11 protein-coding genes are annotated in these 12,967 nt (G+C 64.5%); 1 reads left to right on the plus strand and 10 read right to left on the minus strand.

Going from position 1 to position 12,967, the window contains the following annotated elements; all coding sequences use genetic code 11:
* Nucleotides 1-2 precede the first annotated feature (2 nt).
* A complete protein-coding gene (locus AAIH46_RS02700; protein WP_430303991.1) occupies nucleotides 3-449 on the plus strand; it encodes a MarR family winged helix-turn-helix transcriptional regulator in 447 nt (148 codons plus the stop codon).
* A gap of 139 nt (nucleotides 450-588) precedes the next feature.
* Here AAIH46_RS02700 and murB read toward each other — a convergent pair whose 3' ends face one another.
* From murB to ftsL, 10 genes are all read right to left on the minus strand, one after another.
* Complete coding sequence (murB, locus tag AAIH46_RS02705; protein ID WP_430303992.1) at nucleotides 589-1,563, minus strand: UDP-N-acetylmuramate dehydrogenase; 975 nt, start codon at nucleotides 1,561-1,563, stop codon at nucleotides 589-591.
* On the minus strand, nucleotides 1,560-2,975 hold the full coding sequence (murC, locus tag AAIH46_RS02710) for a UDP-N-acetylmuramate--L-alanine ligase (protein WP_430303993.1): 1,416 nt from the start codon (nucleotides 2,973-2,975) through the stop codon (nucleotides 1,560-1,562). Before murC ends, murB begins: the two co-directional genes overlap by 4 nt.
* Nucleotides 2,972-4,093, minus strand: a complete 1,122-nt coding sequence (gene murG, locus AAIH46_RS02715; RefSeq protein ID WP_430303994.1) for an undecaprenyldiphospho-muramoylpentapeptide beta-N-acetylglucosaminyltransferase — start codon at nucleotides 4,091-4,093, stop codon at nucleotides 2,972-2,974. The genes murC and murG overlap by 4 nt, the downstream gene beginning before the upstream one ends.
* 7 nt (nucleotides 4,094-4,100) lie before the next feature.
* Nucleotides 4,101-5,255, minus strand: coding sequence for a putative lipid II flippase FtsW (gene ftsW / locus AAIH46_RS02720; RefSeq protein WP_430303995.1), 1,155 nt, complete (start codon nucleotides 5,253-5,255; stop codon nucleotides 4,101-4,103).
* Between the two features lies 1 nt (nucleotide 5,256).
* Nucleotides 5,257-6,663, minus strand: coding sequence for a UDP-N-acetylmuramoyl-L-alanine--D-glutamate ligase (gene murD / locus AAIH46_RS02725; RefSeq protein ID WP_430303996.1), 1,407 nt, complete (start codon nucleotides 6,661-6,663; stop codon nucleotides 5,257-5,259).
* Between the two features lie 4 nt (nucleotides 6,664-6,667).
* Nucleotides 6,668-7,768 (minus strand): phospho-N-acetylmuramoyl-pentapeptide-transferase, encoded by a 1,101-nt coding sequence (mraY, locus tag AAIH46_RS02730; RefSeq protein ID WP_430303997.1) that lies wholly within the window; start codon nucleotides 7,766-7,768, stop codon nucleotides 6,668-6,670.
* Nucleotides 7,769-7,790: 22 nt separating this feature from the next.
* Nucleotides 7,791-9,227 (minus strand): UDP-N-acetylmuramoylalanyl-D-glutamyl-2,6-diaminopimelate--D-alanyl-D-alanine ligase, encoded by a 1,437-nt coding sequence (locus AAIH46_RS02735; protein WP_430303998.1) that lies wholly within the window; start codon nucleotides 9,225-9,227, stop codon nucleotides 7,791-7,793.
* A complete protein-coding gene (locus AAIH46_RS02740) occupies nucleotides 9,224-10,684 on the minus strand; it encodes a UDP-N-acetylmuramoyl-L-alanyl-D-glutamate--2,6-diaminopimelate ligase (RefSeq protein WP_430303999.1) in 1,461 nt (486 codons plus the stop codon). Before AAIH46_RS02740 ends, AAIH46_RS02735 begins: the two co-directional genes overlap by 4 nt.
* A gap of 67 nt (nucleotides 10,685-10,751) precedes the next feature.
* Nucleotides 10,752-12,497 carry a peptidoglycan D,D-transpeptidase FtsI family protein gene (locus tag AAIH46_RS02745; RefSeq protein ID WP_430304000.1) on the minus strand — a complete coding sequence of 582 codons (1,746 nt, stop codon included), beginning with the start codon at nucleotides 12,495-12,497 and terminating at the stop codon, nucleotides 10,752-10,754.
* On the minus strand, nucleotides 12,497-12,967 hold the full coding sequence (gene ftsL / locus AAIH46_RS02750; RefSeq protein WP_430304001.1) for a cell division protein FtsL: 471 nt from the start codon (nucleotides 12,965-12,967) through the stop codon (nucleotides 12,497-12,499). The genes AAIH46_RS02745 and ftsL overlap by 1 nt, the downstream gene beginning before the upstream one ends.

A 12,967-nucleotide genomic window follows, 5' to 3' on the forward strand; every position in this document is an offset into this window, starting at 1 on the left:
ATATGTCCAGCCTGATGGATCCGCCGAAGGACGATACCTACCGCTCGATCGGGTATGCGCTGAAGCGCGCGCAGCAGGCGCTGCGCGGCCACCTCGACACGCAGCTTCGGGACGTCGGACTGACGATGCCGCAATATTCGGTGCTTGCCGGGTTGGAAGTCAGTGCCGGCATGTCGAATGCCGATCTGGCGCGGCGGGCCTTCGTGACGCCGCAGACGATGCAGGCGATCATCGTGACGCTCGAGAAAGCCGGCCTCATCGAGCGAATGGCGCATCCGGAGAATGGCCGGATTCGCCAAACGGAACTCACGCCGGCGGGGCGGTCAGCTCTGAAGGCGGCTCATGAGATTGTCGCAGATGCGGAAATGCTGGCCCGATCCGCGGTCGCGCCAAGCGATCCGGAAATCATCTATGCGGCACTGCTGCGCATCGCGGACGCCATGCGCTGAGCGTGTCCGCGCCGTCATGAAGCAGACGGTGCTGCTTTATTGCAGTGGGAAGTTGGCCAGACAGTTTCGGAATGGCGCTTGCTGTCAGCCAGGTCCGTTCAGGAAACGCACGTCTCCAAGAACGGACCTGTCCGTCGTTTTATTCGGTCGTAACGCCCTGGAACGGCTTCACCTCACGCCCCGGCATGAAGATGCCGAGCCGCTTGATTTCCCATTCCAGCTTGATCCCCGAGGTCTCGAACACCCGCTGGCGTACCATCTCGCCGAGATATTCCAGGTCGTAGCCGGTGGCGTGGCCGATATTGATCATGAAGTTGCAGTGCAGGGATGACATCTGAGCGCCGCCGTTCATCAGCCCGCGGCAGCCGGCCTCGTCGATCAGTTCCCAGGCGGAATGGCCGGCCGGGTTCTTGAACGTCGATCCGCCGGTCTTTTCCTTGACCGGCTGTACCGTCTCGCGGTGATGACGCACTGCGTCCATCTCGGCGCGGATCTTGGCGCGGTCGTCCGCAAAGCCCTCGAAGACGGCATGCGTGAAGATCAGGTCGGCAGGCGCTGCCGAGTGACGATAGCTGTAGCCCATCTCGTCCTTGGTCAGCACGTGACGCTCGCCCTTGCGGTCCATCGCATGGATCTCGACGACGCGCGCCGCGGTCTCGCCGCCATTGGCGCCGGCGTTCATCTTCAGAGCCCCGCCGATCGAGCCGGGAATGCCGTAATAGAAGGCAAAGCCGCCGACACCATTGTCCATCGCCATCGCGGCGATGTGCTTGTCCGGGCAGATGGCACCGGCCATGATGCGGTTCTCGCCGACCAATTCCAACTGCCCGAAACCCTTGGCCGAGAGCCGCAGGACGACACCGGGAATGCCGCCGTCGCGTACCAGCAGGTTAGAACCGACGCCGACTACCGTCAGCGGCACGTCTTCAGGCAGAAGCTTCAGGAAGGTTGCAAGGTCGTCGGCATCGTGCGGCTGGAACATCAGTTCAGCCAGACCGCCGGCCTGGAACCAGGTGACACGCTCCATCGGCGTATCCGGCGTCAGCCGGCCGCGCAATGCACTGACGGCCGGGCCCAGAGAGGCCAGCAGCTTTTCCCCATTCACCTGCTTCATGAACCTAGTCCCGATATGCCTTCAAGTTCCTTGGGCAAGGCTGCTGCCCATTGCGTGATGTTGCCGGCCCCGAGGAGAACGACGAAATCGCCCGGCTTGGCGATGCCGGCGACGATGCCGGCAAGCTCTGCCGGGCTCTCCATGTAGCGCGCGTCGCGATGGCCGCCGGCGCGGATCCGCGAGACCAGTGTTTCGGAGTTGATGCCCTCGATCGGCTCTTCGCCGGCCGCATAGACCGGTGCCAGGACAATGCTGTCGGCATCGTTGAAGCATGTGACGAAGTCCTCGAACAGGCTGGACAGGCGCGAGTAACGATGCGGCTGATGAACCGCGATGACGCGGCCCTGACAGCTCTCGCGCGCAGCTCTCAGAACGGCGCGGATCTCGACCGGGTGGTGCCCGTAGTCGTCGAATACTGAAACGCCGTTCCAGGTTCCGGTGAGCGTGAAGCGACGCTTGACGCCGCCGAACGAGGCGAGACCCTTGCGGATCGCCTCTTCCGAGATGCCGAGGCGATTGGCGACAGCGATCGCAGCCGTTGCATTGGAAATGTTGTGGCGACCCGGCATCGGCAGGGCGAGATCGTTGAAGGTGAATACGCGACCGGTGCGCCGGCGACGGATCTCCACGTCGAAGATGGCACGCGTACCTTCCATGCGAATATTGGAAAAGCGCGCATCCGCCTGCGGGTTCTCGCCGTAGGTGATGATCTTGCGGTCTTCGATCTTCCCGACGAGCGTCTGCACCTCCGGATGGTCGATGCACAGCACGCCGAAGCCGTAGAACGGCACGTTCTCGACGAACTGCCGGAAGGCGGCCCGCACCGCATCGAAATTGCCGTAGTGGTCCAGATGCTCCGGATCGATGTTGGTGACCACCGCGACGTCGGCGGGCAGCTTCAGGAAGGTACCGTCCGATTCGTCGGCCTCCACCACCATCCATTCGCCCTCGCCCATGCGCGCGTTGGTGCCATAGGCATTGATGATGCCGCCGTTGATGACCGTAGGGTCGAGCCCGCCGGCTTCCAGCAGCGTCGCCACCATCGAGGTGGTCGTCGTCTTGCCATGCGTGCCGCCGATGGCGATCGCATTGCGGAAGCGCATCAGCTCGGCCAGCATCTCGGCGCGACGTACGATCGGCAACGATTTTTCGCGCGCCGCGACCAGCTCGGGATTGTTCTTCTTGATGGCCGTCGACACGACGACGACTTCGGCCTCGCCGAGGTTTTCCGGCTGGTGACCGACAAACACCGGGATACCCTTGTCGCGCAGCCGCTGGACATTGGCGCCGTCCGACTGGTCGGAACCCTGGACCCGATGGCCGAGATTGTGCAGCACCTCGGCAATGCCGCTCATGCCGATGCCGCCAATGCCGATGAAATGGACGAGGCCGATGGCCTTCGGCATCTTCATGCCTTCACTCCTTTGAATTCTGCAATCGTCTTGCCGTTCGCCATAGCCTCTACCATGTCGCCGAGCAATTGCGTGGCGTTGGTCCGCGCCCGTCCCTTCGCCGCCGCCGCCATGTCGGCAAGCCGACCGGGATCCGACAACAATTCGGTGAGGTCGGCCGCCAGGCTTTCCGGCGTGATGGTCGGCTGTCGCCGCATCAGCGCAGCGCCGGCCTCGACGAGGATCTGCGCGTTATGTCCCTGGTCGTCGTCCAGCGAATGCGGCAGCGGAACCAGGATAGACGGTCGACCGACGACTGCCAACTCCAGGACAGTCGATGCACCCGATCGCGACAGCACGAGGTGGGCATCGGCGACCCGAACCGGCAAGTCGGAAAAGAACGGAGCGATTTCGGCCGTTGCGCCGAGTCTGGCATATTCGGCCTTCAGCGCCGCCTCATCCTCCGGCCGCGCCTGCTGCGTCAGCACCAGGCGGCTGCGCAGTGCGGGATCGAGCAGCGCGATTGCCGAAGGCACCATCTCGGAAAAGAAGCGCGCACCCTGGCTGCCACCGAACACGACAAGGCGCAGCGGGCCGCCCGGCAGCGGCGTGTCATAAGGCTTCTCCGCCGCCACCAGCACCGACGATCGCACCGGATTGCCGGTCTCGACGATCTGTGCCGCATGCGGACCGGCGACCGGCAGGAAACCGCCGGCGATCGCCTGGACACGCGAGGCAAGTGCCTTGTTGGCGCGTCCCATCACCGCGTTCTGCTCGTGGATCATCGACGGCACGCCGAGGCCGGTCGACGCCAGCAGCGGCGGGATCGTCGGATAACCGCCGAAGCCGACGACGACGCGCGGCTTCACCCGCTGGATCACCCGCCGGGCGCTCCGCATGCCCTTCCAAAGGGTCAGCAGCACGCGCAGCACCGCGACCGGGTTTTTGGATCCAAAGGTGGCCGAGGGCACGACATGGATCTCGTCCGCCGGAAATGTCCCGGCGAGTTTCTCCGCCCGCCTGTCGGTCACCAGATGCACGGAGAAGCCGCGGTCGCGCAGCTCGTGCCCCAGCGCCTCGGCCGGAAACAGATGGCCGCCGGTTCCCCCGGCGGCAAGTAGGATAAGTCCCTTGCTCATATGGTCCCTATTCTGCCGGCACGCCGTGCGAGACGCGGAACAGGCTGCGCTCCTGGGCGCGCTTTTCCGGCCGGTGACGGGTCAGCGCCAGGATGAAGCCTGCGGTCACGCCGATGGCAATCATCGACGACCCGCCATACGAGATCAACGGCAGGGTCATGCCCTTGGCCGGCATCAGTTCGAGATTGACGCCGACATTGATCATTGACTGGATGCCGATCTGCAGCACGAGGCCGGCGACGGCGAAGCGGTTGAAGTCGTTGCGTTCGCGGTAGGCGTGGCTGAGCCCGCGCACAACGATGAAGGCGAACACCGCCACCAGCGCCATGCAGAACAGGATGCCGAACTCTTCGGCTGCCACCGAGAAGATGAAGTCGGTATGGCTGTCCGGCAGGATGCGCTTGACGACGCCTTCCCCGGGTCCCTGGCCAAACCAGTCGCCGCGGATGATCGCCTCGCGGGCGGTGTCCACCTGGAACGTATCGCCCTCGCCGGTCATGAAGCGGTCGATACGGCCGGCAACGTGCGGAAAGATGTAGTAGGCCGACACCAGACCGCCGACGCCGAGGCCGCCAAGCAGGATGATCCAGATCCACGGCATGCCGGCCATGAAGAACATCGCGCCCCAGACGGCGCTGGTGAGGATCGTCTGGCCAAGGTCGGGCTGTGCGACGAGCAGCGCGCCGACGATGGCAAACAGGATGATGGCAAACAGGTTGCCGGGAATTTCCGGCTGACGCGCGTGCTCGGCAAACAGCCAGGCGCAGACGACGATGAAGGCCGGCTTCAGGAATTCCGAAGGCTGGATCGACAGGCCGGCAATCGAGAACCAGCGGCGCGAGCCCTTGATCTCGACGCCGAAGAACAGCGCCAGCACCATCATCAGGATTGAGGCCACAAGCAGAATGACGGCTGCGCGGCGAACCTGGCGCGGCGTCAGAAACGACAGGCCGATCATCACCATCAGCGACGGCGCAAGGAACAGCGCGTGGCGTTTGACGAAGTGGAACGGTTCGAGCCCGATGCGCTCCGCAACCGCCGGCGATGCGGCAAACGACAGCATGAAGCCGATCCCCATCAACAGGACGAACGTCGCCAGAAAGAAGCGGTCGATGGTCCAGAACCAGTCTGCGAGCGGTCCCCTGTCTGCGCGACTTACCATATCACTTCCCCTTTTCCGGCTCGACGAGCATGGTCACCCCATCCAGGCCTGCGACAAGCGACACGAATTGCTCGCCACGGACCTCGAAATTCCTGAACTGGTCGAAGCTGGCGCAGGCCGGCGACAGCATCACCACGCAGTCGCCACCGTGAGCCTGGGCATCCGCCGCGGCATGGGCGACAGCCCTCTCCAGCGTACCGGAGATCTCGTAGGCCACCGCTTCACCGAGCGTTGCGGCAAACTCGGGCGCTGCCTCTCCGATCAGGTATGCCTTTACGATATGCGGGAAGAGTGGCGCGAGGCTTGCGATGCCGCCGGACTTCGGCAGGCCGCCGGCGATCCAGTAGATCCGGTCATAGCTCGAAAGTGCCGGTGCCGCGGCATCGGCATTGGTCGCCTTGGAATCGTTGACGAACGTTACCGCTCCCGCACGACCGACCGGCTGCATTCGGTGCTTCAGCCCAGGAAAACTCTGCAGGCCGCGGCGGATATCGTCGCTCGAAACGCCGACGGAAAGGCAGGCCGCGATGGCGGCCGTGGCGTTCTGCGCGTTGTGCGAACCTCTCAAGGTCGCAATACCGGCAAGGTCGGCGACCGTTTCCGCGGTGCCGTCTTTGGCCAGAATGATTTCGGAGCCCTGCGCAAAGAGGCCATCGGCCAGCACGCTGCGGCGCGAGATCCGCGTGACTGCGACGCCTGCACGCTCCAGCCGGTCGGCGATCAGGCCCGAATGGCTGTCGTCGACACCGACGATCGCCGTCCGGCTGCCGGCCACCAGCCGCTCCTTGACCTCCGCATAGTGCTGCATCGTGCCGTGGCGATCGAGATGATCCGGCGTCAGGTTGAGCAGGATGCCGGCCGTCGGGTCGATCGTCGGCGCCAGGTCAATCTGGTAGGACGAGCATTCGACAACGTAGAACCGCTCCGCCTGCGGCGGGTCGAGCGTCAACACGGCGGTGCCGATATTGCCGCCCAGCTGCGTATCGCGGCCGCTCGACCGCAGGATGTGCGCGATCAGCGCGGTGGTCGTCGACTTGCCGTTGGTCCCCGTTATGGCGATGAACGGGCAGTCGGGCGCATGCGCCCGGCGTTCGCGAACGAAAAGCTCGACATCACCGATGATCTCGACGCCGGCGGTGCGGGCGAGATCGACCGTCCAGTGCGGCTTCGGATGGGTGAGCGGCACGCCCGGCGACAGCACGAATGCCGACTGCGACGACCAGTCTATGCCGTGCAGATCCGCCGTGGCGATGCCCTCGGCCTGCGCCTTGGCGACGCTGTCGGGATTGTCGTCCCAGGCCGTGACGTCCGCCCCGCCGGCCACCAGAGCCTTGGCGGTCGCCAGACCCGACCCGCCGAGGCCGAACAGCGCGACCTTCCTGTTCGAGAACGTCGTGACCGGGATCATCGCTCTACCGCAGCTTCAGGGTCGATAGGCCGAGCATGGCGAGACCGACGGCGATGATCCAGAAGCGGATGACCACCTGGCTTTCGGTCCAGCCCAGCTTTTCGAAATGGTGGTGGATCGGCGCCATCAGGAACACCCGCCGTCCGGTCAGTTTGAAGAAGCCGACCTGGATGATCACCGACATGGTTTCCATGACGAACAGGCCACCGACGATCGCCATGACGATCTCGTGCTTCGTAGCGACTGCCACGGAGCCGATGAGGCCACCGAGCGCTAGCGATCCGGTATCGCCCATGAAGATGGCGGCCGGCGGAGCGTTGAACCACAGGAAGCCAAGTCCGGCGCCGATCACCGCGCCGAGGATGACAGCCAGTTCACCGGTGCCGGGCACGAAGTTGATCTGCAGGTAGTTGGCGAAGACCGCGTTGCCGGCGAGGTAGGCGATGATGCCGAACGAGGCCGCGGCAATCATCACCGGCACGATGGCGAGCCCGTCGAGACCATCCGTCAGGTTGACGGCATTGCCTGCGGCGACGATGACGAAACCGCCGAACAGGATGAAGAACACGCCCATGTTGAGGAGCAGGTCCTTGAAGAACGGGAACGAGATCGAAGTGCCCAGCGTCGAGCCGGCCGGCGAATTGGCGACCGACACCCGCATCATGAAGTAGACGGCGATGCCGGCAATGATGAACTCTATGCCGAGGCGCGCCTTGCCGGAAAAACCCTTGTCGGTCTGCTTGGTGACCTTCAGATAGTCGTCGTAGAAGCCGATGGCGCCGAAACCCAGCGTTACGAGCAGGGTCGCCACCACATAAACGTTCGAGAGGTCAGCCCAAAGCAGCGAGCCGCCGACGATACCGGCAAGGATCATCAGCCCGCCCATGGTCGGCGTTCCGGCCTTCTTGAAATGCGTCTGCGGTCCATCGGCGCGGATCGGCTGCCCCTTGCCCTGGCGGATGCGCAGCGATGCGATAATCTGCGGACCGAAGAGGAAGACGATCAATGCGGAGGTGAACAGCGACGCCCCTGTCCGGAACGTGATGTACCGGAAGAGGTTGAAGACTTGGAAGGTGCCCGCGAGCTCCACTAGCCAGATCAGCATGCTGGGTCTTTCTTAAAGCCGGTCAAAGTTTGGGCTCCCTGTCGGGCAATGCCGGATAGTTGTCAATAAGCGCGGCGACGATCTTGCCGAAGCCGAGGCCGAGGGAGGATTTGACCATCAGCACGTCGCCGGGAATGACGCTGCGCACGACGTGGTCGACCAGTTCCGCCGTGGCAGGCCGATATTCCACCTGCACGCTGTCCGGCAGCGCATCGCGCAGCGCCGCCATTTCCGCACCCGCAAGCCAGACATGCTCGATGCCGGCCGCCAGCAGAGGACCGGCGAGCTCCTCGTGCACGCGGGGCGAGAACTCGCCCATCTCCAGCATGTCGCCAAGCACGGCGATGCGGCGGCCGGTCAGTTCCGGTTCGCTCGCCGCCAACAGCGCGATTGCCGCCCGCATCGAAGCGGGATTGGCATTGTAGCTTTCGTCGATCAGCGTCAGATGTCCCTCGCCGATGCCGAGCCGATGCCGCTCGCCGCGGCCTTTGACCGGCCGAATGTCTGCAAGTGCGGCGCGCGCAGCTTCGAGATTGCCGCCGAACAGCGCCACCACACCGAGGCAGGCGATGGCATTCTCGGCGATATGCCGGCCCGGCGCGCCGATCTGAACTTCCACAGTCTCGGAGCCGAGGACAGCCCAGATGGTCGATCCGTCCGCCGTTCCCTCGAAGTCGGCGAGCTGGAAGTCGGCCTTGGCGTGCTGGCCGAAGGTCAGCACCGTCTCGACACCGGCTTCCTGGGCCATTCGCTCGAGATAGCCGTACTGCTTGATATCGCGGTTGAGCAGAGCCACGCCGCCCGGCTCGAGGCCCTCGAAAATCTCCGCCTTGGCGGCAGCAATCTCGTCGAGGTTCTTGAAGTGGCCGAGATGGGCGGCGGCAATGGTGGTGATGACCGCCACGTGCGGCCGAACCATCTTCACCAGCGGCCGGATCTCGTCGGCATGGTTCATGCCGATCTCGAACACGCCGTACGCGGTATCGGCCGGCATGCGGGCGAGCGTCAGCGGCACGCCCCAGTGGTTGTTGAACGACGCGACTGCCGCATGCACCTTGCCGGATGGCGAAAGAACCGAGCGAAGGATCTCCTTGGTCGTCGTCTTGCCGACCGAACCGGTGACGGCGACGATCTGCGCGTGGCTGCGCGCGCGGGCGGCAACCGCCAGCTTGCCGAGCGCCACCAGCACGTCCTCGACGACGATCATCGGCACCGTCAGTCGGCCGAGCGCCGGAAGCTTCGCCTCGCTAACGACCATCAGCGCTGCACCATTGGCAACCGCGGTGGTGGCGAAATCATGCCCGTCCACCCGATCGCCCTTGATGGCGAAGAAGGCTTCGCCGGGGGAAATCGAGCGACTGTCGATCGAGATGCCCGTGATGCCTTCGGGAAGCGTCTGTCCGGACGGTCGACCATCCATGACGGCGACCATTTCTGCCGTAGTCCACAACCAGCTCATCGTGACGCCTCCTCCAATGCCTTGCGAAGCTCGACATGATCGGAGAACGGCAGCACGGTCGCCCCGATCGTCTGTCCCTCCTCGTGCCCCTTGCCGGCGACGATCAGCGTATCGCCGGCTTTGAGCATGGAAACCGCCGCGCGGATGGCTTCGGCGCGGTCACCAATTTCGATCGCCTGCGGTGCTGCCTCCAGGATTTCCGAGCGGATCGTCGCCGGCGTCTCTGAGCGCGGATTGTCGTCGGTGACGATCACCACGTCCGCGAGCCTCGCGGCGATCTCGCCCATGATTGGGCGCTTGCCCTTGTCGCGGTCGCCACCGCAGCCGAACACGACGATCACCTTGCCGGTGGTGAACGGCCGGACCGACCCCAGCACGTTTTCCAAAGCTTCCGGCTTGTGCGCGTAGTCCACATAGGCGAGCGCGCCCTGGGCTGTCTGACCGACAAGTTCGAGACGGCCGGACGCACCGACCAGTCTTTCGAGCCCTGCCATCGCGGTCTTTGCGTCAACGCCGGTGGACATCGCAAGTCCGGCAGCGACCAGCGCATTGCTAATCTGGAAATCTCCGGCAAGCGGGATGTCGACCTCGAAGATCTGGTTTTCGGCATGCACCTCGATCATCTGCTTGTGGCGGAAGTGCTCGACCCGCTTGAGGCTGAGATAGGTGCCGGAACGACCCACTGTGCGCACGTCGTGACCGGCGGCCTGTGCCGCCTCGACCGCCTGCCGCGACCACGGATCGTCGGAGAAGATCACTGCCGGGGAGCCTTTCGGCAACAGCACGTCGAACAGCCGCATCTTGGCCGCCATGTAATCCTCGACCGTCGGATGGTAATCCATATGGTCGCGGCCGAGATTGGTGAAGCCCGCCGCAGACAGACGCACGCCGTCCAGCCGCCGCTGGTCGAGGCCATGGCTGGAGGCCTCCATCGCCGCATGCGTCACGCCTTCGCCCGCAAGGTTGGCCAGCAGCGCATGCAGCGCCACCGGGTCCGGCGTCGTCAGCGAGCCGTATTCGTTGCGGGTGGGCGAGATCACGCCGGTTGTGCCGATCTGCGCTGCGGCAAGACCCGCATGGGCCCAGATCTGCCGGGTGAAGGAGGCGACGGATGTCTTGCCGGCCGTGCCGGTGACGGCCACCATGGTCTGCGGCTGGTCGCCGTAAAGGCGTGCGGCGGCAAGCGCCAACAATCGACGCGGATCGGCAACAGCGACGACGGGGACGGCAAGCGAAACCGGCTGGTTGGCCACCACGGCGGCAGCCCCGCGCCGAACAGCTTCTTCGGCGTATACGGAACCATCAGCCTTGTTGCCGGCGATCGCGACGAACAGCATGCCGGGCTCGATCCTGCGGCTGTCCGCGGAAATGCCGGTGATCTCGATGTCACCGGCAGATCCCGCCAGTGCGCTTTCGATCTCCGGGAAGTCGCTCCCGAAGAGATGTCTCAGTTTCATTGGTACCCTCTCTCGCGTTGCGGCCCCTGTCCGAAGGCCGCGAATCGTCGGGTCCATTCATTATGACCTAATAGGACACAAGCATGGCGGAGCCGTTCTGTCCAAAGCGCGGTTTTACACCGAGAATGGCAGCGGAACGGCTGATGATGTCGTGCACCATCGGCGCGGCGCTGTTGCCGGCGAGCACGGCCCGATCCGTCTCGCTGCGCGGATCGTCGATGAAGGTCAGCACCACGTATCGCGGCTTGTAGATCGGGAAGGCCGCCAGGAAGGCGTTGAAGTTGTGGTCGTGGTTGTAGCGGCCGTTGATGACCTTGTCGGCGGTGCCCGTCTTGCCGCCGACGTCGAACCCGTCGACCTGGGCGTTCTTGCCCGAGCCGTTGACGCCGTTCCACTCGAACAGCCAGCGCATGTTGTCGCTGGTCGTCGGCTTGATCACGGTTTCCGCCGTCGCGTCCGCCTGGGCTTCCGTGCGCGGCAGGAATGTCGGCTCGATCAGCCGCCCGCCGTTGACGAGCGCCGCACCGGCCACCGCCGTCTGCAGCGGCGTCGTCGACACGCCGTGGCCGAAGGAGATCGTGATCGAGTTGATCTTCTTCCACTCGCGCGGCTGGCTCGGCACTGCGACTTCCGGAAGTTCGGTGCGCATCCGGCTTAGCAGACCCAGCCGCTGCAGGAACGCCTTGTGACCGTCGATGCCGACGACGTCGGCCATTTTCGCCGTGCCGATGTTCGACGAGTACTGGAAGACTTCCGGAACCGTGAGGAAGCGACCCTTGCCGTGGAAATCCTTGATGGTGAACCCGCCGATGCGGATCGGATAGCGGGCGTCGAAGCTGTCGTTGATGTTGACCTTGCCGCTGTCGAGCGCCATCGCCAGCGTGAACGACTTGAAGGTCGAGCCCATCTCAAAGGTGCCGTTCGACATCCGGTTGAGCCAGCCCTCTTCGCCGCCGACCGTCGGATCGTTCGGATCGAAATCGGGCGCCGACGCCATGGCCAGCACTTCGCCGGTATTGGCATCGAGAACGACGCCGCCGGCGCCCTTCGCCTTGAACTTGGCGATGTTGGACATCAGCACTTCGCGCAGGATCGCCTGGACGCGCACGTCGATCGACAGCTTGACCGGCTCCAGCGGCTGGTTGCTCGTCATGCCGAGTGCGGCCAGTTCGGCAAGCCCCTGGCTGTCAATGTAGCGTTCCATGCCGGCAACGCCGCGGTTGTCGATATTGACGTAGCCGACGATATGAGCGGCGGTCGGACCGCCGGGATAGAAACGGCGCTTCTCCGGGCGGAAGCCGATCCCCGGGATGCCGAGCGCCAGGATTTCACTCTGCTGCTTCGGCGTCAGCTGGCGACGCAGCCACTGGAAGCGGGATTTGGACGACAGCTTGTTGTAGATCTGCTTGGCGTCGAGATCGGGCAGCACGAGGCGCAGCTTCTCGATCACCTCGTCGGCATCGACAATCTTGTGCGGCTCGGCAAACAGCGACACCGTACGGATGTCGGTCGCCAGAACTTCTCCGTTGCGATCGAGGATGTCCGGACGCGAGGCCATCAGCCGGTCGGCCGGCATGATGCTGGATGTCGTTTCCGGCTCGCGCATGCCGTAATAGGCGAGCCGCCCGCCGATGACGCAGTAGAAGCAGACGAAGCCGAACATGATCAGGCCGACGCGATTGCGCGCCTGGCCGGCCTTGCGCTTGCGAACGCCCTCGAAATTGACGGCGCCGCCCGCTGCACGAGCGCCCTTGGCGCCGGAGGAGAAATGCGCCCTGCTCTTCAGAACCATGACACGCGAGAGAAAAGCCATCAGCGTCTTACCGATCCGGTTGAGATTACATCGACGTTGGACGTGCCACGCGCCAGCGGAACCGGTATCCGGCTGGCCGGCTGGGCAGCCTTGGCTGCGTTGACGCCGCGAATGGCCGCCGCCACTTCCGGGTCGGTGCCGGCGATCAGGTCCTCGATCGTCGTTTCCGGCTGCGGCAGCTGCGCCTTCGACATCGGCAGCTCCCTGGGCATCGCCAGCTGGGTCGGCGCTGTCGGCACGAGTTCGAGCTCGGACGCGTAGACGCTCATCAGCCGGTGCAGCCGGTTCGGCTGGTTCAGCAGCGCCCAGTCGGCCTTCAAGAGGTCGATGGTGTCGCGCTCCAGGCGGATTTCCGTCTCCAGGCGGCGAACCTCATCGAGCTTCAGCTCGGCGCTGTGCTTGATGCTGTAGGTGACGACGGCCATCGTCGTCATCACACCGATCAGCACGAGATCGAAGCTACGCAACAT

The sequence above is a fragment of the Rhizobium sp. 0TCS1.26 genome (assembly GCF_050455525.1).
Lineage (GTDB): Bacteria > Pseudomonadota > Alphaproteobacteria > Rhizobiales > Rhizobiaceae > Neorhizobium.

Excerpts from the sequence above, each read along its gene's own strand:
- AAIH46_RS02740 (WP_430303999.1), bottom strand. The coding sequence starts at position 10,684 with ATGAAACTGAGACATCTCTTCGGGAGCGACTTCCCGGAGATCGAAAGC.
- AAIH46_RS02745 (WP_430304000.1), bottom strand. The coding sequence starts at position 12,497 with ATGGCTTTTCTCTCGCGTGTCATGGTTCTGAAGAGCAGGGCGCATTTC.
- AAIH46_RS02735 (WP_430303998.1), bottom strand. The coding sequence starts at position 9,227 with ATGAGCTGGTTGTGGACTACGGCAGAAATGGTCGCCGTCATGGATGGT.
- AAIH46_RS02700 (WP_430303991.1), top strand. The coding sequence starts at position 3 with ATGTCCAGCCTGATGGATCCGCCGAAGGACGATACCTACCGCTCGATC.
- ftsW (WP_430303995.1), bottom strand. The coding sequence starts at position 5,255 with ATGGTAAGTCGCGCAGACAGGGGACCGCTCGCAGACTGGTTCTGGACC.
- murB (WP_430303992.1), bottom strand. The coding sequence starts at position 1,563 with ATGAAGCAGGTGAATGGGGAAAAGCTGCTGGCCTCTCTGGGCCCGGCC.
- mraY (WP_430303997.1), bottom strand. The coding sequence starts at position 7,768 with ATGCTGATCTGGCTAGTGGAGCTCGCGGGCACCTTCCAAGTCTTCAAC.
- murG (WP_430303994.1), bottom strand. The coding sequence starts at position 4,093 with ATGAGCAAGGGACTTATCCTACTTGCCGCCGGGGGAACCGGCGGCCAT.
- murC (WP_430303993.1), bottom strand. The coding sequence starts at position 2,975 with ATGAAGATGCCGAAGGCCATCGGCCTCGTCCATTTCATCGGCATTGGC.
- murD (WP_430303996.1), bottom strand. The coding sequence starts at position 6,663 with ATGATCCCGGTCACGACGTTCTCGAACAGGAAGGTCGCGCTGTTCGGC.
- ftsL (WP_430304001.1), bottom strand. The coding sequence starts at position 12,967 with ATGTTGCGTAGCTTCGATCTCGTGCTGATCGGTGTGATGACGACGATG.